This is a genomic window from Mesorhizobium sp. RCAM 06353 (assembly GCF_059683585.1).
Genome location: NZ_JCASIY010000002.1, coordinates 627,402 through 647,724, shown reverse-complemented (window position 1 = coordinate 647,724; position 20,323 = coordinate 627,402). Strand labels below are relative to the sequence as shown.

14 protein-coding genes and 2 pseudogenes are annotated in these 20,323 nt (G+C 59.5%); 11 read left to right on the top strand and 5 right to left on the bottom strand.

The annotated features are described in order from the left end of the window. Nucleotides 1–408: 408 nt before the first annotated feature. Nucleotides 409–1,626, bottom strand: a complete 1,218-nt coding sequence (locus tag AC56QX_RS39310; RefSeq protein ID WP_497118891.1) for an MFS transporter — start codon at nucleotides 1,624–1,626, stop codon at nucleotides 409–411. A gap of 615 nt (nucleotides 1,627–2,241) precedes the next feature. Between AC56QX_RS39310 and AC56QX_RS39305 the strand changes: the two genes are divergently transcribed. The 9 genes and pseudogenes from AC56QX_RS39305 (at nucleotide 2,242) to AC56QX_RS39265 (ending at nucleotide 10,893) form a co-directional block, all read left to right on the top strand. After that, on the top strand, nucleotides 2,242–2,610 hold the full coding sequence (locus AC56QX_RS39305) for a hypothetical protein (RefSeq protein WP_244662172.1): 369 nt from the start codon (nucleotides 2,242–2,244) through the stop codon (nucleotides 2,608–2,610). Between the two features lie 11 nt (nucleotides 2,611–2,621). Next, nucleotides 2,622–3,182, top strand: coding sequence for a type II toxin-antitoxin system VapC family toxin (locus AC56QX_RS39300; protein ID WP_497118620.1), 561 nt, complete (start codon nucleotides 2,622–2,624; stop codon nucleotides 3,180–3,182). A gap of 896 nt (nucleotides 3,183–4,078) precedes the next feature. Beyond that, nucleotides 4,079–5,296 (top strand): cytochrome P450, encoded by a 1,218-nt coding sequence (locus AC56QX_RS39295; protein ID WP_475461284.1) that lies wholly within the window; start codon nucleotides 4,079–4,081, stop codon nucleotides 5,294–5,296. Between the two features lie 43 nt (nucleotides 5,297–5,339). Further along, the gene (locus tag AC56QX_RS39290; protein ID WP_258599927.1) at nucleotides 5,340–5,585 is read left to right on the top strand and encodes a ferredoxin; all 246 of its coding nucleotides are present in this window, start codon (nucleotides 5,340–5,342) and stop codon (nucleotides 5,583–5,585) included. A gap of 167 nt (nucleotides 5,586–5,752) precedes the next feature. Then, on the top strand, nucleotides 5,753–6,358 hold the full coding sequence (locus AC56QX_RS39285) for a nuclear transport factor 2 family protein (RefSeq protein ID WP_258599928.1): 606 nt from the start codon (nucleotides 5,753–5,755) through the stop codon (nucleotides 6,356–6,358). A gap of 335 nt (nucleotides 6,359–6,693) precedes the next feature. After that, complete coding sequence (locus AC56QX_RS39280; protein ID WP_497118619.1) at nucleotides 6,694–8,295, top strand: SDR family oxidoreductase; 1,602 nt, start codon at nucleotides 6,694–6,696, stop codon at nucleotides 8,293–8,295. Between the two features lie 309 nt (nucleotides 8,296–8,604). Beyond that, a complete protein-coding gene (locus AC56QX_RS39275) occupies nucleotides 8,605–9,657 on the top strand; it encodes an LLM class flavin-dependent oxidoreductase (protein ID WP_258581044.1) in 1,053 nt (350 codons plus the stop codon). 297 nt (nucleotides 9,658–9,954) lie between these two features. Continuing rightward, nucleotides 9,955–10,251: pseudogene (gene fdxB / locus AC56QX_RS39270) on the top strand (ferredoxin III, nif-specific); the annotation flags it as partial. Between the two features lie 21 nt (nucleotides 10,252–10,272). Further along, nucleotides 10,273–10,893, top strand: a complete 621-nt coding sequence (locus AC56QX_RS39265; protein ID WP_497118890.1) for a nitrogen fixation protein NifQ — start codon at nucleotides 10,273–10,275, stop codon at nucleotides 10,891–10,893. A 21-nt stretch (nucleotides 10,894–10,914) separates the two neighbouring features. On the opposite strand, the gene rpoN is transcribed toward AC56QX_RS39265, so the two are convergent. Continuing rightward, the gene (gene rpoN / locus AC56QX_RS39260) at nucleotides 10,915–12,378 is read right to left on the bottom strand and encodes an RNA polymerase factor sigma-54 (protein ID WP_497118618.1); all 1,464 of its coding nucleotides are present in this window, start codon (nucleotides 12,376–12,378) and stop codon (nucleotides 10,915–10,917) included. 73 nt (nucleotides 12,379–12,451) lie between these two features. Beyond that, on the bottom strand, nucleotides 12,452–12,985 hold the full coding sequence (locus AC56QX_RS39255) for a peroxiredoxin (protein ID WP_258581042.1): 534 nt from the start codon (nucleotides 12,983–12,985) through the stop codon (nucleotides 12,452–12,454). 2,411 nt (nucleotides 12,986–15,396) lie between these two features. Between AC56QX_RS39255 and AC56QX_RS39250 the strand changes: the two genes are divergently transcribed. Together AC56QX_RS39250 and AC56QX_RS39245 are read left to right on the top strand one after the other, a co-directional pair. Continuing rightward, entirely contained in the window at nucleotides 15,397–16,149 is a 753-nt protein-coding gene (locus AC56QX_RS39250) for a carbonic anhydrase (protein ID WP_258581040.1), read from the top strand. A 957-nt stretch (nucleotides 16,150–17,106) separates the two neighbouring features. Continuing rightward, nucleotides 17,107–18,411, top strand: a complete 1,305-nt coding sequence (locus AC56QX_RS39245) for a lysine N(6)-hydroxylase/L-ornithine N(5)-oxygenase family protein (RefSeq protein WP_497118617.1) — start codon at nucleotides 17,107–17,109, stop codon at nucleotides 18,409–18,411. A 146-nt stretch (nucleotides 18,412–18,557) separates the two neighbouring features. Here AC56QX_RS39245 and AC56QX_RS39240 read toward each other — a convergent pair. Continuing rightward, nucleotides 18,558–19,378: pseudogene (locus tag AC56QX_RS39240) on the bottom strand (DPP IV N-terminal domain-containing protein); the annotation flags it as partial. A gap of 132 nt (nucleotides 19,379–19,510) precedes the next feature. Continuing rightward, complete coding sequence (locus AC56QX_RS39235) at nucleotides 19,511–20,206, bottom strand: OmpW/AlkL family protein (RefSeq protein ID WP_497118889.1); 696 nt, start codon at nucleotides 20,204–20,206, stop codon at nucleotides 19,511–19,513. Nucleotides 20,207–20,323: the final 117 nt, after the last annotated feature.

Sequence of the window (20,323 nt, the reverse complement as noted above, 5' to 3'; positions counted from 1 at the left end):
CTGCAATTTGTCGCCGGGAGGAGCCATGGGTAGACAAGCTGTTCATCTGTGAGATCAAGCCGTCCGAAACTGGCAACCAGAATAACGCGATCCGGGGAGACGTCGCTCCTCGAGCGTGTCGCCGCCATTGCGAGAGACGGAAACGAGTCGACGCTTCTAGAACCGCGCCTAGTCACCATCAGCTGCCAAGCGCGATCGGCGCTCGCCCGGGCTGCGTAACCCTGACCAACTCCGCCCGGGCGGACGCCGACCGCTCCCCGTAGGCGCGGAGGTGGGCCGGTGAGGGCGCTGGCGCTTGTCCATGCCCGATCTGAAGCCGACGTTGAAGTGACAGTAGCCGCGATCCAGGCGGCTGATGCGATTGCATCTCTCAGCGCGCTGAGCTGAAGGCATTGCCTGTCGGGCCGTCTAGGTTGCGCGCTTCGGGCCAAGCAGGAAAACTGTGAGGGCGGCGAGGAACGTGGCAACCGCGCTGTAGGCAAAGACACTGTTAACGCCGGCATATTTCACCAGTAGTCCGCCGAAAATCGCGCCGGCCGCGATGGCCACTTGGAACGTTGCGGCCATCAGCACACCAGCGCTTTCGGCCTGCCCGGGAACGGCGCGCAGCACCATCCACGTCTGTAATCCCACCGGCACCGCACCGAAGGCAAAGCTCCACACGGCAATTGCTACCACCGAGGCGGAGGCCGATGCTCCCACCATCAGCAGCGAGGTAGCGGCTATTGCTATGAGCAAGGGTGGCAGGGCCGCGACTGCCTTGAGGCTATGTTTGGCCAGGAATGCCCCGGTTAAATTCCCGAAGAAGCCGCCTATGCCGGAAGCGAGCAATACCAGCGGGATTGTCTTGCTATCGAGCGCGGGAATCCTCTCAAGGAAGGCGCGGATGTAGGTGAAGCTGGCGAAGTGCCCAGAAGCGACCAGCAGGACGACCAAAAGCGCCATCTTGATCATCGGCTTATTGGCCAAATCCAGCAGACTGCGGAATCCAGCTATTTCCACCGGAGGCAGCATCGGAATCGTTACGAGTTGCACCAGCAGTGTAACGGCATTAACGACTGCGGCGATCGTGAAGGCGGCTCGCCATCCCCAGATGTCGCCGACATAGGCGCCCATTGGAGGCGCGCAAACGATAGCGACGGAAACGCCGGTGAGGATGATTGACATGGCACGCGGCAGGAGGTGATTTGGAACGAGCCGCATTGCCACCGATGCCGAAATCGACCAGAAGCCTCCGAGCGCGATGCCGAGCACGACGCGCGCCGCCAGGAAAACCGACAGCGACCACGCGACTTCCGCTAGAACGTTGGACAGGATCTGCAGCAGCATCATCGCCCACAGTACGATCCTGCGGTCCAGGCGCTTTGTGATGATGGCCATCGTCGGCGCCGAGATCGCCCCAGCAATCGCGGTCGCTGTCATCGCCTGTCCAGCCGCACCCTCGGTGATGCCGAGATCGTGCGCGAGCGGCGTCAGCACGCTGGCCGGCAGAAACTCTGCCGTCACCAGCCCGAAGGTGCCCAAGGCAAGCGAAATGACCGCACCCCATGCGGGACGCGACCGTTCATCTGGCTTTTTTGGGTCGTGCGGAACAGCCTCCAGGAAGCCTGTCGCGGATTCGGTCATCGATAAGCTCGCCAGTTTGGATGCTGCAAAATGGATTGGCTGCGTTGACGCATTAAAGCCAGAAGCGCCGCTGTTCCCGGCGTTCCACGGAAGATGTTCATCGCTGCCGGACATGTTGTGATAGTGCCGCGTGCAATATCGGTGCCGGCTTCTCTGAGCTGGACGAGGGTGTCATTGTTGGAAGGCACTCCATCGGGCGATTCTATGGCTACCATCACCTTCGGTCTCGGGCCGGCCATGCGCAAAGCAGCTAGCGAGGACGGAAGTCTGAAGGAAACGATGTCCCGCGGCGGGAACGGGGGCACGCTCTCCTCAGCGCTCCTACAGAGCTTCGCGTCTCGGCCATGGTTCTGCTTGTAGCTTTCTTCGTGCCATGATGGGCTTTAACGATGAGAGCAAGCGCCATACCGTTTTACTTGGAGGCACCCGATCGATTTTTTGCAGCGACCCTTTTTGGCTTTAGCAGGAGCCCTTCGCCGAGACCGGGCACGCCGCACATTTGCCGGAACGAATGACTGCTCAGCAATCTGAGCGAGCTTCCGAGTGACAAAGCAGCTCCCACCTGTTATGTTCGACAAAACACACGCCTTGGCTAACAGCGTCGGAGATGGCGATATGACGAAGACGCTGGGAATGCGGTCGTTATCGACTGCTCCGCAACAGCGCCTCGTTGCGAAAAAGAAGCGCAAGCGGAGTCTGATCCGTAAGGACGCCAACAAGGACATGCCGGGCGAGCAGAAGTTTGTCGTTCGGCAGACGCTTCGTGCTGCCATTCGCAAAGGCCTGATCGGCTCTAAAGACGAGCGGATCACAGCACGCTTGAGCCATGCCCTGATTGAGCAGGCTAAGCGCCAGACGGGCATTAAGGGTGACACCGAGCTGCTTGAATTCGCTCTTGCGAATGTCGCGCTCGAGGACAATTTCCCCGCGACCATGGACAAGCTCGCGGGAACCATCGATCCAGACATCAAGCTCGGCTTCTGATTGAGGTTTGAGTGTCAGAATTTGATGTTGAAGCAGCCCTTCGCTCGCTTCGTGGCTTTCCAACCAAAACACTTGCTCGCCGACCTGATGATCAGCTGCCCTTCGTGAACGAGGGCGAGCTCGGCGGGCAAGCGCTATTGCTCGACACCTGTGTGTACATCGACAGGCTCCAAGGCAAAGCGCCTGCGTTGGTGAAGCAGATTATGGACGGTCGGCACAACAACCATTCAGCCATCTGCATCCAGGAGTTGGCCCACACGCTTGGTGTCCTGAAGCCCGACGATCCCCGCACCGGGGGCGTCCATAAGGCTGTGTCCGAGGTAATCCGATCCATGCCCGGACACCGGATCCTAATGCCCGATGCTGACGTCCTTGGCCGCGCTGCTGTTCTGAATGGCGTGCTCTGTCGCCTGCAGGGCTACCAGGATGACCAGAAGCTGCGCTGCCTGCATGACTGCACTCTGTATCTGCAGGCATCGAAATCGGGGCTTGTCCTGTTGACTCGGAACATCGCCGACTACGACTTCTGCCGACAACTCACTCCTGGGGGCAAAGTGCTTTTCTACAGGTAGCGCCACTCTCAATGGATTGAGGAGGAAGGTTTATTCTTTGACACCGACATGCCTATCAAAACAATCTGCACGTCGGGAAGCACGTCTTTAGACAACACCAAAATCGGTCGGGGCGACGGTTTAGAAATGCCGCATAGCAGCTGTTCCGCACGGCTGCGTCCAGCCTCCGTCCGCCACCCTCTGAGACGTTGAAAATAGCCATTCGCTATCAACGGGTTGAATAATGAATGGTGGCTTTTGCTACCTCTTGCCGCACATTCGCTTGGTCACCCGGACCGAGCGATGGTGCTGTATGGTTAGGGTAAATCTGCACTTCCGCACCGGCTCGGGAAAGAGGTAAGCCGTTCCGGACGGGCCGGCCGATGCATTGTCGCACACTGGCTGGCACTGTGTGTCGACCGCGTAAGGAGCGCTGTCTCTAGATCGTGCGCAGTCGCGAACACACGCTGTGGCAGCATCCACGACGCGCACTGTTGCTATTCCCGCTCTGTCGAGGGGGCTTTGACATCCTCCAGCTCTTCAGCAAGCGCGCCACTCCGGAAGTGGTGAGGACCAAATTCGGCTCGGGTCGCGGCGTTTGCATGCTTGAGGGTCCTTTCATTTGCTCCTTCGCGTGTCCGAAGCTGAACAAGAATGTCGCAATCCGACCAAAAGGCCGCCAAGACCGGGCCACCGGTTCGGGCCAACTGGTGCAACGCAAACGGTGCGCTAATCGGCACGCAACTTGCCCCGACAAGTTTAGTCAGGGGACGTCAGCACTGCTTGATGGAGTTCAGCGGTGACGGCCAACCTTTACGGCGCCTGAGCCAGGACGTGCCGAACGCTGGTAATCGACGTGTGACCAGCCGTGGGATCCCGATCGAGCGCCAGAACGCCTGACATTGAGGAGAAGCCAAATGGCGATTAACTGGGTTCCAGATCACATCCCGCCCGAAATGGTGAGGGACTTCAGCCTGTTTACGTCGCCAGGCATGCTGCCGGCGCCCAACGGGGACCCGCACGCAGCGGTCGCTTGCGTCCATGCCGGGCCGCCGATCTTCTATTCTCCCTACAACACGCGCGATGGCCGCGGGACCTGGGTCATCACTCGCGCCAGCGACCAGCGCCGGGTGCTGCAGGACGCTGAAACCTTTTCGAGCCATCGCAGCATCTTCGCATCCGCGCTGGGCGAAAACTGGCCGATGATCCCGCTCGAACTTGACCCACCGGCCCATGGCGTTTTTCGCTCACTGCTCAATCCGCTGCTTTCGCCAAAGCGGGCCATGGTATTGGAGCCGGCTATCCGCGAGCGAGCGGTCGCGCTGATCGATAGGATTGCCGCAGCGGGCACAAGCTGCGACGTCATGAAGGAGTTCGCCTTTCCTTTCACGGCCAACATCTTCCTTCGCTTTCTAGGGTTGCCGGATCACCGGCTCGATACATTTGTCGGCTGGACGAAAGATCTCATCCACGGCGACCATCTGAAACGACCGGCCGCTGCCCAGACAATTGTTGCCTTTATCGACGAGCTTGCGACCAAGCGCCGCAAGGACCCGGTCGACGATTTTATGACCTTCATAGTGCAGGCACAGGTCGAGGGCCGCCAGCTAAGCGACGTGGAAGTCCGTGGCATCGGCGTGCTTGTGTTCGTCGCGGGGCTCGACACGGTGGCAGCTGCTATAGGCTTTGACTTGGCGTATCTCGCCCGCAACCTCAAAGATCAGGAACTGCTGCGGAGCGAACCGGACCGGATCGCGCTCGCAGCTGAAGAATTGCTGCGCGCCTATCCGACCGTTCAGATGATCCGAGTGGCAACCAAGGACATCGACTTCGAAGGCGCGCCGATCCGTAAGGGGGATTACGTTTCCTGCGCCACGATGATTGCCAATCGTGACCCGGCAGAATTCGAATGCCCCAACACGATCGATCTGGCGCGAGAGAACAACCGCCACGCCGCCTTTGGCTATGGTCCCCACCGCTGTCTTGGCTCACACCTTGCCCGGCGAGAGATTGTCATTGGCCTGGAGGAGTGGCTGGCGCGCATTCCGGCCTTCCGGATCAAGAAAGGTACGGCACCCATCACCTCTGGCGGCCATGTATTCGGGATCAAAAATCTGATCCTGCATTGGTCCTGATGAAGCCCAGCCCCGAGCGGGCACGGAAATTGAAGGTAGCGGTATGCGCATCATCGTCCATAAACCCAAATGCCAGGGTCACGCGCGATGCTCGGCGCAAGCGCCCGATATCTTCAAGCTCGATGACGAGGGCTACATCCTGCCTGGTGACATTGAGGTTGCGGAGGGGAAGCACCTACTTGCGTCACGAGGCACGCGATCTTGCCCCGAACGTGCACTGGAACTCGACGCTACACCCGCTGCGCGGGCTGAATCGGATGTCATTAAACCGAGAGGCCGGCGGGTTTGATTGCGGGTCGACCATGTGGCCGCACACTGGAAAGAACGGCATGCGGCGCGCCGCCGTCCTGGGCCAACGGTGCAGGGGCATCTCCGGAAACGAGGTGCTCCCATGGTGTGAAAAAACTTGGGCGGTTTAGCGAACCTCTTCCGATCACAGGATTTGCGACAAAGACGATGGACCAGGGAAAAATTACCGAACTACTCGACCGTGAAGCGATCCGCGACTGCCTCTATCGGTACTGCCGCGGGATAGACCGCGCGGACGAGGCGGCGTTGCGCAGCGCGTACTGGCTCGATGCGCATGACAATCACGGCGCCTATTGCGGCTCGGCAGAGGGCTTCATCCGGTTTGCGCTCGGGGTCTTCCAGACCGGGCCTCGCAACATCCATCAGATCACGAACATCCTGATCGAATTCATCACCCCGACAGAAGCCGCGGTCGAGAGCTATTTCACCGCGCTGCAACGCGGACCGGACAAACACGGAGAAGTACGCCAGACGCTCCTCTGCGGGCGCTACTGCGATCTGTTTCAGAAAAGGGAAGGGGAGTGGCGGATTGCCGAACGGACGGTGGTCTACGATTGGCTCGAGGAGCAGATCCCAGCAGCGATCCCTGAGGCAGAACGGTTCGGGTCGCGGCAGCCTATCGGCGCACCTCATCCGGATGACCCAGTCTACGCGCTTGAGAAGCATCGCATCCTCCTCGCCATCAGGCCTGCAGAGGTTCCGAACGGAGACAAAAGCTATGATGATTTTGCAATGGCACAGCGATCCCGGTGAGAGCCTGCCCGGTAAAGACGTAGCCGAGAGGATTGTCTTTCTGCCCCGTAGCGGCGTGACCGCAACAGCGGTCTGCTCTGTCGCTGATAAATTTGCTGACGCAAGAACGGGACTCTATTGCGCGGCAGTCTCCGACCCCCAAGCTCAGACCGCAGGACCGGTTCGCAGAGGCAAGTGGCTTACCTGGATCCAGATCGCCTCTCATCAAAGGGTCCGTCGCCAGCTTCGCCGGCCAACTGGCCATCACCAGGACGTGCTGCTTTGCCGCAACGGATCATTTGGCCGCCCAATATTGATGGGGTGACATCGCTGAGGCTCGGCGCGGAGAAGTTCTTATGAAGCGGGCGGGACGCATCGTGATCATTACAGGCGCTGCGGGCGGGATCGGCCGGGCCCTGGTCGATATCCTTGCCGGGGGTGGAGACACTGTTGTTGCGGTGGACCTTCCGGGCAGCGGCGTGGTTGAACTGGCCCGTGGCCTCGGCGACCCGCATCTTGGCCTCGAATGCGACGTCTCGCGAGACGTGGAAGTCCTCGCCCTTTATGGCCGGGTCGAAGCGCAGTTCGCTCAGATCGACGTTCTCATCAACAACGCGGCCATCGGACCGACCATGACTGCGACTGTCGACACGGCAGCCGATGCCTTCCGGCGCGGCTTGGCAGTAAACCTGATTGGGCCGTTTGTCATGGCCCGCGAAGCGGCGAGGCGGATGAAGCCGGACGGCGCCATCGTCAACGTCGCTTCGCTGGCGGGGATGGTCGGCAGTCCCAGGCGCAATGCCTACGCAGCCTCGAAAGCGGGCCTGATCTCGTTGACGAAGTCGCTTGCATGCGAATGGGCTTCGCGCGGGATACGCGTGACGGCGGTTGCGCCAGGCTATGTGCGCACGCCGATGGTCGCAGAACTGGAACGCGCGGGTAAAATGGACCTTGCGGCGATACGCCGCCGCGTGCCGATGGGGCGCATGGCTCGGCCCGACGAGATCGCCCGGGCCGTGCGTTTTCTGACCAGCGTTGAGGCGCGCTACATCACCGGATCAGTGCTGGTGGTCGACGGCGGCTGGACGTCATTCAACCTGCCGGGGGACGCGCACCCGGCGGTGGAAGGGACGCCCAGAGCCGAGCTCTCTTCTGAGAGCGAACGAACCGATGCGCGAATCGTGCTCGTCACGGGTGGCGCGAACGGCATAGGCGCCGCCATAGTTCGCCGTTTTGCAGCGACCGGCGATACCGTCGTGATTGCTGATAAAGATCGCGCTGCCGCCACTGTACTCGCTGGATCGCTCGGCGGAAAGAACCTGGCGAAACTCGTGGATGTGGCCATCGAGAGCGAGGTGGTGGCGCTGTTCGAGGAGATGAGGGGACGCTTCGGGCGCATCGACATCCTCGTCAACGGTGCTGCTATTGCCGACACTTTTGTGGCGGGCATCGAACAAATGCCGGCAGAAATCGACCAGGTCCTGGATGTCAACCTCACCGGCGCCTTCACTTGCGCGCGTGAGGCGGCCAAAGCGATGCGCCCCGGCGGCGTGATCCTCAATCTCGGATCGATCAACAGCTTTCTGCCCTTTGCGCCGCGCCATGCCTACGGCGCCTCGAAAGCGGGGTTGGACATGCTGACCCGATGCATGGCGGCCGAACTCGGGCCGGTCGGCATTCGGACAGCCACCGTCGCTCCCGGTTACATCCGCACGCCTGCACTTGCTCAGTTGGTGAAGGCCGGCCGCATCGACTCAACAGCGATCGCACGACGAATCCCGATGGGCATGATGGGACGGCCGGAAGACGTCGCAGACGCGGCGTTTTTCCTCGCTTCGTCTGACGCCTCATACATCAACGGCTCGATCCTCTATGTGGACGGCGGCTGGACCTCGTTCGGCGATGCGGGAAATGCCAGCGAATTCTATGACGAATATTCTGCGGAGGACGCGGGTTGATTATCGCCATTCGCCATTCGACGGCTGCGGCTCGTCGAAGCCGACGACATCCAAGGCTTCAAGCTCGCCCGCGCCGCGCCCGCAGCGCTGTCTACGATCGAAGATGTTCGGCGGCGACGAACACGTCCGCGTCGCGGTCGAAGCAGTTCCAACCGCTCGCGGGCGCGCGTGCAACCGCAGAATGCGAGCGGTTTGCCGCAAGACTATGCCGCCGCCAAGGCATCGGATCCACACCGTGGCCAAAGCCTTCTGTGCGCATGCCGATCGCATTCCCTGATCTACCAATTCCCTCTGGAGACATGAAAGACCATGGAATTCGCAACCTTCATCCTGGCCGCCCAGCGCGGCTATCATCAATCTTCCGACAGCGTCATCCGCAACTCAATCGAACAAGCCGTTCTTTCGGAGCAGGCTGGCTTCAACACCGCTTGGTTCGCCGAGCACCACTTCAACAATTACAGCCTTGTTCCGTCGCCCTTGATGATGGTAGCGCACTGCGCCGGCCTGACAAGCACCATTCGCCTCGGCACTGCCGTCTGCGTGTTGCCGCTCTATCACCCGCAGCGACTGCTTTCCGAGATCGGCTTCGCCGACGTCGTGGCGAACGGCCGTCTCGAGCTCGGAGTCGGCGTGGGATACCAGCAATTCGAGTTCGAACGCTTCGGCGTCAACATCGATGAGGCGCCGGCCATCTTTTCGGAATATCTGGACATCCTTCTGAAGGGCCTCAACCAAAATATCTTCGAGCACGATGGCCGGTATGAGAAGATACCCCCGACGGCGATTTCGGTGCCCACCGTCCAGAAGCCGACCCCGCCGATCTGGATCGCCGGCGGTCCCCCGCGCATGAGCCGGGCCTATCGCGAGGGACACAATTTCTTTGTCACAGCATTCCACAACGGCTTAGAGACTTTGAGCACGCTGCGCGAATCGATCGAGGAGGCGGCGGCTTCCGAAGGTAAGAATGTCACGGACGCCAAGATATCGCTGCTGCGTTGCTGCTATGCCAGCGACGACCAGGCAGAGATAAACAGCTATCTCGACAATGCCCGCTTCCAGCGCCGGCTGTCTGAAGCACTGCATCAGCGCCGCCAGCAGAGCCTGGACGGCTATTTGCTGCAGGAAACGCCGACGCAGCAGGATCTGTCATTGGAGACTATGCGCGAGAACCTGCCGATCGGCAGCGTGAATCGCGTGATTGATCGCCTACTGGAAGAGATGGATATCCTGAAACCGGACCAGATCGCAATTCAGACCCAATTGGGGGATTTCGACCAAAAGACAATGCTGCGCCAGATCGAGCTCTGGGGAGATAAGATCATCCCGGCGGTCAACAAGTCCCTCCCTCAGGCGAGGGTTTGAAATCCGCAACGGCTTGAGCTTCCACCTCATCTGCTTGTCGTCTCGAAAGGGCAGAAGCGCGCGCACAAGGTAGGACGGAATCTCCAGGTCGCTTGTCGTGATGGGGTTGGGGGTAACCTATGTCGAAGATCAGTCAAACCAGTGCCTTGCCAGGCTATCCATCGCTGTGGCTCCGGTCTGCGGCCCGGAAGCGGTGTCACTACGCCGCTCGCATAGTGAGGATGCAGCTTCCGCATGCCCGCGGTACCCCGGGCGCTCAGCAGCTGCAAGAAAGCTCCATGCATTGGGGAACTCCCGATGAGCGCTTTCGTCACCCGCGACGCCTCCAGATGGGTGCCGCGATATCTGACCACTCTCGACGGCACGACCTGCATCGGCTTCGGCGCTGCTTCAAGGTCTGCTCGCGCGGGCGGTGCACCTCCATAGCGTCGATCAGCGAGTGAACCCCTCGGTGCCGGCGAGGGCGAACACCTCGACGCCGAGCTCAACCGCATGATCATCCTCGTCGACCAGGCCGGCCGCTGCATTGGCTGCGGAGCCCGCGTTTACCCAAAGAACTGCCAGACGCATGTTGCGGCCGACAAGGTCGCGGCAGACGACCAGGAGAACGGCACCATGTTCGCTCATCACTATGGTTGGCTCTGCGCCCGCCAATGGCCGCGGATCGAGTTGAAGAGGGGGTTCGATCAGCATGTGCTTGCCTGTGTGCTTTCGTGTGCACTCGAGGAGGTCGAGGCCGGCGAGGCGACGGCGACGGAGTCGACTGGCCTTTCGCGCGCAGAGCTGCGCGACGTGCTGACCCACAGTTTCCCCGCTACCGCGATAAACGCCTTCGCCTTGGACGAGCTATGCGACCCCAAGCCGGAAATGGAAGAAGAACTTCTGCACAGCCTGCTGCTGGCGCATGCCCGGCCGGGCGACCCGGCGAGCGCCTGCTTCGCTAAGATCGTCGCCCGGCGTGCCATGCGCAACAACCATCTCTGGCAGGATCTTGGCCTTCTCAATCGGGCCGAGCTCAGCCGCCTGCTTTCCACGCATTTTCCGACCTTGGCAGCCGGCAACACCCAAAACATGAAATGGAAGAAGTTCTTCTACCGCAAACTCTGCGAGGCCGAAGGTTTTTCGCTATGCACCGCGCCCACTTGCCGGGAATGCAATGATTTCGAAAGCTGCTTCGGCCCCGAGCAAGGCGAAAGCCGCCTCGCACACATCAAGAACGGGATCGCTTTGGATTAAGCGCCGCTTTCGTCAGCGCTGCTAGGCCGCGGAGCCTTGATCGCCCTCTAGCCATAAGCGCTTTTCCCGTCGCCGTTGCACAGAGGAGGGGATGTTCATCGCTTCGCGATATTTTGTGACGGTGCGGCGTGCAACAGCGATGCCGGTTTCCTTGAGCCGGGCAGCGATATCATCGTCGGAAAGCACGTCAGCAAGCGATTCTCCGGCGACTATCGCTTTGATCCGATGACGCACAGCTTCGGCGGAGTGCGCGTCGCCGCCTTCGCAGGAGGCGATCGCGACAGTGAAAAAGTACTTCAGCTCGAAAACACCGCGTGGGGTAAGCATGTACTTGTTGGATGTCACCCGGCTTACCGTCGACTCGTGCACGTTGATCGCTTCAGCGACAGTCCTGAGATTGAGAGGCTTCAGGTGGGAGACGCCATGTTCCAAAAAGGCCTCCTGCTGGCGCACGATTTCAGTCGCAACCTTAAGAATCGTGTTGGCGCGCTGATCGAGGCTGCGGATTAACCAGTTCGCGTTTTGCAAGCATTCGTGGAGAAATGCTTGATCTTTCGAATTTTGGACGGCCGCGCGCGAGACTTCGGCGAAGTAGGTATGGTTGATCAGCAGCTTGGGTAGCGTGTTCGGATCAAGTTCGATTTGCCACCCACCGCCAGGCGAGGGCATGACCCAGACTTCGGGCATGACGCATTCCGGCCCTCCGGTGTGGAACTGATTTCCAGGCTTGGGGTCGAGAGCACGGATTTCATGCAACATGTCTAGAAGGTCTTCTTCATCGACGCCGCAATGCTGCTTCAATGCCTGAAAATCGCGTCGCGCAAGCATCTCAAGGTTGGCAACCAACGCTGCCATCGCCGGGTCGAACCGGTCTCGCTGGCGCAACTGGATCTCAAGGCATTCGCTGAGCGTTCGCGCAAAAAGTCCCGGTGGATCAAAGTGCTGCAAGATTCCGAGCACCCGTTCCACATCGTCCGCCCGGACGTTTAGGCTGCTGGCCAGTTCCACAAGGCTTACCTGAAGATAGCCAGTATCTTCCAGGTGAGTGGCAAGCTGGCCAGCAATCAGCCTCTCCTGCGATGTGAACGCAGTGAGGGCGATCTGACGCGCGACGTGGTCGTGCAATGTTTCGGCGGAGCCGGAAAAATTGTCGACTGCATTGCCCGCGCCCGGCGGGGCGTTGGCTGTGTTGCCGGTCGATTTCGATTGCATGAACCTTTCCGGGGCCTCGGCACTGATCGGCTTGTCAAAGTCCTTTTCACGTACGCCGATGTCGGGAACCACTTCCGGAATCGACCAATCATCTCCAGACGGCCCTTCCTCGCTTGGCGCCAACTCCAAAAGCGGGTTCTTTGCGATTTCCTGCCCCACGTACTGATGCAGCTCGGTATGCGCCAGTTGCAGCAATCGGATCGACTCAATCAGTTGAGGCGACGCAATCATAGATTGCTTCTGACGTTGAAGCAGGCTTGCTGAGGATTGCATGGTGGGCGCGACTCCTGTCGAGCGTTGCTCTGGCGGTGGCCAATGGGATCTGCGAGGCTTTGACGCTGCTAGGTCATGCGGCAGCCTTGAGGGTTTCAAGAACGTTCTGCGGGGATGATACGCCATAGGGGTCGGCCTCGCAGTTGTCGGAGAAACCATCCTCCTCAAACCACTGCTCCACCACGCCATTGTTGATAAGGGCGGCGTAGCGCCAAGAGCGCATACCGAAGCCGAGATTGTCCTTGGCAACCAGCATGCCCATTTTGCGCGTAAACTCGCCCGATCCATCCGGGATGAGCCGTACCTTCTGCAGGCCCAAGGATTTCCCCCACGCATTCATGACGAAGGCATCGTTGACGGAAAGGCAGTAGATGGCTTCAATTCCCTCCTTCTCAAACTCGTCATAGAGGTCTTCGAATTTGGGCAGTTGGTAGGTCGAGCAGGTCGGCGTGAAGGCGCCAGGTAGCGAGAACAGGATGACGCGCTTGCCGGCAAAGTAGTCGTCGGATGTCTTTTCTTCCCAGCGATATGGATTGGGCCCCTGAACTGACTCATCGCGCACACGCGTGAGAAAGGTGACGAAGGGAACCCTCTTGTGGACGGTCATCAGCTTGCTCCTTTAAATGAAAACTTGTGCACGCCTTCTGGGCGTGCCGACATTTGTCGGCCTCGGCGCCCCAGGCACCAGATAAGGCCTTGCGGTTCCCGACCCGCTTTGATTCTCGTGGGATGGGAGCATCTTGGCTTCTGGTCTTCATCACCCGAACGACGTCGACATAGGTGATCTTGGTGGCTTCGGGCGGCGCCGACAGCCTTTTGCGGCGATCGCCTGAAGGGGACATCGACGACCCGCTGCTCGTCATCGAGGAAACAGGCGTGGTGATTAGAAGGGTCAGTTACGAAATAGGGCTGTGACGCGCCAACTGTTGGGTTGCGAGAGAGCCCCGATTTCGGAGTACCGAAGGTGGTTGGCAGTGACGCGCCGACGTCAGCTTGGGCATCCCTTTTTGGGAGTTCTTTGACACTCACACATTGATCAGGACCGGCCAGCAATTGGGGGAGCGCCATGAATTGGCGCGTCGGTCCCAGAACAGCCATGCGCAAGACAGCTACCGAGCACGGAGGTCTGGATGAGATGATACTTCGATGTATAGCCGGAATGGGCATAGATTCCTCAGGCGCTTGCATGCAGCTTCGCGTATAGGCCATGGTTCGTTCGTGGCTTTCATATGTGCTGGATGCCTTCTAGGGACTACATCGCAAGCGCCATGCCATTTGACTTGAAGCAGGGGTTCACTGCTTCGCAGGCAACCGTTCGGCGCGAGCAGGAGCGGGGCGCGCCTTTAGTCGTTTACTCGCCCCTCAGCAAAGGTACTGGGCTCGACCAGGTCACCGTATCAGCGTTCCCTGGATCGAAGTGGTATCGATCGGCTATGTCGTAAAGCTCTTAAATCCGCGGGCTCGCAAGACAGGCAGTTTGCGGTGGGCGTCCAATCACACCCCGAAGGTCGCACAACGGGCGCGTACTGTCAGGCGGTCACAACTTCCGCTCTGGCTCAGGTGGCTGCCGCGTTCGTTCAGGGCAGGTCGGTCCGTTTGCGCGACTGAGGTGGGGTGAGGTGAGGTATCTACGAGCAAACCATGTTGTGTCTGAGACTGGACGAGAATGTCGAAAGCCCGACGAAATCGTGACCTGGCCGGGCCGCGCGCACGGAGAAGTGGTGCAGCATCATCGGCGCAAGTCCGGCACGCAACTTGCTTCGATAATTCTGCCTGTCGGCCGCGCGTCGCGGAGGGCCCAAGCTGCTTGAATTCGCGACCGATCTCATCCGCGCTTGTGGCGGGTGGACTGCCTCCGCAACAGCCGCCTCCGGCGGGACTGTACAACCTACTGGTGACCGACTGTGTGATCAGCAGTGCGATCTCAATCCGGTGCATGAACACTGACCTCCGAGATAAACCAGATGGCGACCAGAACGGTTTCAGCCATGTTGGGTTCGAAGTAGCGATGGACCCTAACCTGTTTATGTCGCCAGGCATGCCACCGACGCGCAGGAACGCAGCTGGTCGCCAGCGTCCCTGCCCGCCGCCGCCCGTCGCCTTTTTTTGTTCGCCGTATAACACGCGCCATCGTCGGGGTGACTAGATCATCACTTGCTCTAAAGAGACCAGCGCGGGGTGCTGCAGAACACCGAAACCCATCTTCGCCTCCGCATCCGCCGGATCCTCCCTGCTCATCCGCCGCTGCCGCGGCATTGGTAAGCAGAAAGGCGAACGCGACATCAAGATATCCATCCCGTAAATGTGCGCCATCCAACCAATCGATTTTCCAAAGCTCCGCCGAGAAATATATGAAGGCGCTTGGTTTTGGTGGGCCGTATCAAAAGTAGTATTGGGATAACAATGGTATTCGGGTAGCTCAAGTTCCGAAACCCTCGGCAGCGAGGGTCACGACGTGCTCTTGGATTTTCAAGAGCAATGTCTGGAACGACGTTTAGTCGAGGCGATGACGCCACCTTGGCTTGCGAGGGCAAGGATCAATCGGTCGCGAACAAGGCTGGGACGCACTCTCCCGTGACAGCGGCCGCGACAAACCGCGTAGTTTCTGTGAGGAGAATGAGAAGTTCTACGATCCCGGCGAAAAGTCCCCTACGCTGGTGACGGCTGCCGTGGGCGCCATGTTCCAGTTCCACGATCGAATGTCGAAGCACTTTTGCCTCTGCCGCCGCGAATAGCGAGAACAATTCGCAAGATTGTACGCAACCCTAGATGGGGTACCGCCGCGAGTTATTGGTGTGCCACCAAGTTCAGGTCTGCTCAATGTCAATCTGTAATCGGTTAGCCTAAATCAGCGCGGTTGCGGGGTCGAAGCCGCCAGTCTGCTTCATGGAGGGAAGCCAAGGCTTGCGCCAGGCGTCGCCCCGCACTTGACCACATGCGTCGCCCTATTGGCGATCAGGGGCCTGCTAGGACAGCCGCAATCGGAAACATCAGTTCGCATTAAGGAGCAAAAACAATATGCATCGTCGTAATCTGATTAAAGGGTTCGTCGCCCTCGGAGCATGCCCGGTTTGCGTTCAAGCCGCGCATGCGGCCAGCACTCATTGGGGATATACAGGCCCGGACGGACCGGAGCACTGGGCCGATTTGGACAAGAAAAATTTCGCCTGCTCGGCAGGCACGCAGCAATCACCGATCAATATCAAGAGCGCAGTCAAGGCCGAGATTCCACATATCGCCATCGGTTGGGGAAAAGGCGGCGGCAAGATGGTGAACAACGGCCACACCATCCAAATCAATATGCCGGAAGGCAGCACGCTGACTCGCGGGGATCGTGTCTACGAACTGGTACAGTTCCATTTTCATGCGCCGAGCGAACACCAGATGGCGGGCAAGACCTTCCCGATGGAAGCGCATTTCGTTCATAAGGACACACAGAGCGGTGGTCTGGGTGTGCTGGGTGTCTTTTTGAGGCCGGGCGCGACAAATGTCAGCTTTGCCGGCCTTGCCGCGGCCTTTCCCGGAAAGTCAGGCGAGGAGATCGCGGTCGACGAGGTCGATCCCAACGGGCTCCTGCCGGCGTCGCTTGGCTACTGGACCTACGAGGGGTCATTGACGACACCGCCATGCACCGAAAACGTCGAGTGGATGGTGGCAATGGAGCCGGTCGACGTCGACCCCGCAGACATCGAGCGATTTACCTCACTCTACCCGTTGAACGCGCGGCCTATCCATTCACCTAATCGGCGCTTCATTCTAGGCCTCGGTTGAGTCGGCTCTGTTGCGGTTCCATCCAGCAAAGCTCAGCAAATGGCACGAGCTTTGAAACTTAAGTGCGAGTCGGCGAGAGCTGCCGACCCGCATCACTTCCAACCAGGAGAACGGCCTTGCCCTTTGGAACTTTTTATCGCGTCTGACGCGTCACTGGTCCTATGCAGTAACGCTCTAATTGTCTCGTCCAGCATTCCATCCGCAACAGTCTGCACAACGCTGCGGTTTCGGGCGGCGCATATTCAGCTGGTCGTTTACCCACCCTTTCACCGTTCACGATTATGACCGCACCCTCAAACTGGCAGGCTTCAAAAGTCGCTTTCTCGATTGACCGGATATCGTGAACGTGAGGCAAAATCACTTTTGCTGTGAGATCGCCTGGCGGGCAACACTAATGATCTGCTTATCGGGGAATCGTTCTCTAAACATTTTGGCCGTTGCAACTTGGTCTGAGTCTGCCGTGAGCAGATACCCGACCCGATCACGAACCTGCTGCCCGTTGGTTTGACATAATTTCCTTCTGGCACGTTCGATGCAGGGGACATTCAGAACGCCCCAGCGGATGTCCTCCTATGATCAGCCTCATCGAAAAATACTGTCGCTGCATTCAACACCGCAGCCTTGACGGTCACCAAGCCGGTCGAAGGTCGGCGCATCATGGCCAAGGCGGGCGACTGCGCCGATTAGATACGGGAGGCTTGGAAGCATGTCGCTGACGGCGACGTGGCGGACATACGACAATCCGCCCAAGCGCGACATGTCGCCGGCATGAGTTGTTGATCTTATCACTGGGCTGGATCCACAGGCTTCACACCCGACAACACGAACGCGAGGACAAACTGCTGCAAATCCAGCGGCACCAAGGTCGGGAATCCCTGCTGGAGGGTAAGCCCAACAGCTATGGCCGATACTTGCCGCGAACATCCCTTATTGGGAAACGCTATAGGAGCAAGACAAGTGGAGCACTCTTGCATTGGGGTCGGTGCTGGCCCGTCTAATTTGAGCCTTGCGTGTCAGTTACACGAGGAAATCGGGCAAGGGGCACTGTTCCTGGATCGGCAAGTCGACTTCCGCTGGCATCCAGGCAGCGCATTCGATTCCTCGGAGCTCCAGGTCAGCCACTTCAAGGATCTGGTCACGCTGGTGAATCCGCGATCGGCCTACACTTTCGTAAACTACCTGCACGAGAACGGGCGTCTGTACCACTTCCTGAACGCACAGTTCGAGGCCGTGCTCAGAGCTGAGTTCGAGCAGTACCTGAACTGGGCTTTCCAAAAAAATCCGCTTGTCCGCGGCGGAAAGACGGTGCGCGAAATCCGCTTTGACGGCGAGTTTCGGGTGCGGACGGACGACGCGGTTCTTGGCGCCAGAAACGTGGTGGTCGGCATTGGCAAGCAGGCGCAAATTCCGCCTCAGTTTCAGGGCTGGACTGGGGCCAACCTGTTCCACTCATCTGATGTACTGCACATCCATCCAGAAGTGCGGAAAAAGGATGTCTGCGTGGTTGGCGGGGGACAGTCGGGAGCCGAGGTGCTGTTGCATCTTGTCAGCCGGCCGAACGAACAGCGGCCTGCCTCGATCACTTGGGTCTCACAGCGCGAAAACTACCTGCCCATCGACAACAGCCCGTTCACAAACGAGTTGTTCATGCCCTGCTTTTCGGATCGTTTCGCGGCGATGAGCGAGTCGCAGCGGAAGCTCTTCCTTCGGCGTTTTGTGCTTGCCTCGGACGGCATTTCGGAAAGCACGCTGCGCGCTGTGTATCAGGCGCTGTACCGCCACGAATTTCTCGAGCCAAACCGATGCGAAATCACACTGCGGCCGGGTTGCAACGTCTCGCGCTGCATCAACGCCGGCGCGGGTCACAGGCTGACCCTGCAGCGCGGCATTGACGATATCGAAGAAGTCACGGCCGACATCGTCATCCTGGCCACCGGTTACGAGAACGCGGTGCCAGGCTTCTTGGAACCGATCGCGGACCGGCTGGAACAGATCGACAAAGAGATGGTTATTGGCGAGGACTTTTCGGTGTCCTGGGACGGACCGCGTGACAGACGCATCTTCGTACAGAACGTGAACCTCGGGCAGCGCGGGCTGGCCGATCCGAATCTTAGGCTGCTGGCCTGGCGCGCACGTCGCATCCTCAACAGCCTTCTTGGGCGCTCGCCATACGCGAACCCCGAGCATCCTGGATTCATCAGTCGTACCTCCGTCGACAGCTGGTCCGACACCGCAGGCGAAGAAATGGGCAGCGGGATATGACTCGCCGACTACTGATCATCGGCGGTGGCATCAAAGGAATGATGTCCGCGTCGGTTGCGGCCAAGGCCGGCGCCTGCTCAAAAATGACCGTGACGGAACGAGGCCTTGGACCCATCGGCGCATCGCACTGTTCCGGGAGGGTGTATTTCTCGCGGGTTCAACCCGCTCGCCTCGAACCGGATCTGGCGCCTGACCGAATCGACATGGTTTACCCCCCGGACCACGTACTCACCTCGGTGATCTGGCTCTTGAGCGCGCCCGTCCGTCCGTCGAACAGGTGCTCGTGCCCGTCGCGCTCGGACACCCAGATGATCTCCTTCCCGTCATCGACATCGTGACGAAAGGTTTTTCCGGTACCTTCCTGATCCCGCCGCCAGCGGCCGGTAATCGACGGAGGTCTCACTGGTTTCATCGATCAGGCAGCGCGCGCGGCAGTGGTGGCGTCTACCTCGACGAGCCTATAGAGCTGATGCCCGCGCTGGTTATATTCGAAAGTGAAGCCGCGGCCTTCCTCCCACCATTGGAGAGAGGAAACTTCGAAAGGGTTCGAGAACAGGGCGTTGTCAATCGCGACCTGGCGCTGGCTGGCAATGTCGAACAGGTCCGGCTGGGGCAGCGGAAGGACATGCCCGGCTTGGGATAGACCATCGTTGAATATTCGCGCTGCAACTGGTCCGTCGACGAATTGAGGAAAGGGATCTCCCGCTTGTAGCCGGGGCGAACGCGGTAAGCCGCGAGGTGGCGCGAGTCCGGCGACCAGCTCAGTGTCGAAAAGACGTAGTAATTGCCCTCGGATCCGTCCCGGCTCAGCGCAACATCCTGCAATCGATAGAGGCGATCCATTTGCCGCCGGGCGAGACGCTCCTCTGGTCGGGGTGGTATTCTCAGCCGGTGGCGTGTAGTCATGGCTGAGCTGCGTGTCCGGGGCCTCCACATCCCATGTTGTGCTGGTGCAGGCATAGGTCGCATATCCGACAGCTCGGACAACCTGGGTGGACGGCTGGTTGACAAAAGTGGACCGGCGGGCCGACGGCAAAAGGGCGCACGAGGCGCCCTTAATGTCAGATCGGCTGTCGGAGAGCCACCTTCGCCTTCCGTATCAGAAGCGGTAAGTGACACCTGCGCCTATCAACCATGGATCGAGCTCGGCCTTGCCCGTCAGCTTCGCCCCGGCCACGGTGACGTCGAAGTCTGGCTTCAGGAAAAGCTTCTTCACGTCGAAGTTGACGCCCCAGTGTTGATCCACCATGTAGTCGAACCCGACCTGCAGCGCGGTGCCGAACGTGTTCTTAACCTTGAGAGCATCGGCGCTGCCGGCATGCTGGTTATAGAAGATCGTGTAGTTCACGCCGGCACCGACATAGGGCTTGAAGGCGCCGAAATCGGTAAAATGATACTGCACTGTGAGCGTGGGCGGCAGCAGCCAAACCTTGCCGATATTGCCCAGCCCGCCGAGCGTTCCTTGGCCGTCGATGTTGGCATAGGTGGTGCCGAGGATCAGTTCGGCGGCGATGTTGTCCGTGAAGAAATACGAGATATCGAGTTCCGGGATCACGGTGTCCGAATAGGAAAGCCCGGAGCCGGGCACTCCGTTGACGTAGCCCGAATCCTCAGTGATGACCCCCAACCCACGCAGGCGGATCTGCCAAGGGCTTGGCGCTTCCGTGACCGAGACCCCTGCCTGCGGGACGCTTGCGGCTACCGGAGGCTCCGCCGCGACGGCCTGCTGTCCCACCATCATCAGAACGCCGGCCGCTGTTACTCCCCGCGCCACGCCCATTCGCTTTCTCGCCATGATATTCTTTCCTTTGCCTTCAGAAATGATGAACTGCACTACTAAGAGTCTCCTCGGATTAACTTATATTGATGGAGCCTCATGCTCATTCTGCATGAGACTATGCCGACATTATTT

Coding starts and splice junctions, on each gene's coding strand:
- AC56QX_RS39310 (WP_497118891.1), bottom strand. CDS start 1,626: ATGACCGAATCCGCGACAGGCTTCCTGGAGGCTGTTCCGCACGACCCA.
- AC56QX_RS39305 (WP_244662172.1), top strand. CDS start 2,242: ATGACGAAGACGCTGGGAATGCGGTCGTTATCGACTGCTCCGCAACAG.
- AC56QX_RS39295 (WP_475461284.1), top strand. CDS start 4,079: ATGGCGATTAACTGGGTTCCAGATCACATCCCGCCCGAAATGGTGAGG.
- AC56QX_RS39290 (WP_258599927.1), top strand. CDS start 5,340: ATGCGCATCATCGTCCATAAACCCAAATGCCAGGGTCACGCGCGATGC.
- AC56QX_RS39285 (WP_258599928.1), top strand. CDS start 5,753: ATGGACCAGGGAAAAATTACCGAACTACTCGACCGTGAAGCGATCCGC.
- AC56QX_RS39280 (WP_497118619.1), top strand. CDS start 6,694: ATGAAGCGGGCGGGACGCATCGTGATCATTACAGGCGCTGCGGGCGGG.
- AC56QX_RS39275 (WP_258581044.1), top strand. CDS start 8,605: ATGGAATTCGCAACCTTCATCCTGGCCGCCCAGCGCGGCTATCATCAA.
- AC56QX_RS39265 (WP_497118890.1), top strand. CDS start 10,273: ATGTTCGCTCATCACTATGGTTGGCTCTGCGCCCGCCAATGGCCGCGG.
- rpoN (WP_497118618.1), bottom strand. CDS start 12,378: ATGCAATCCTCAGCAAGCCTGCTTCAACGTCAGAAGCAATCTATGATT.
- AC56QX_RS39255 (WP_258581042.1), bottom strand. CDS start 12,985: ATGACCGTCCACAAGAGGGTTCCCTTCGTCACCTTTCTCACGCGTGTG.
- AC56QX_RS39250 (WP_258581040.1), top strand. CDS start 15,397: ATGCATCGTCGTAATCTGATTAAAGGGTTCGTCGCCCTCGGAGCATGC.
- AC56QX_RS39235 (WP_497118889.1), bottom strand. CDS start 20,206: ATGGCGAGAAAGCGAATGGGCGTGGCGCGGGGAGTAACAGCGGCCGGC.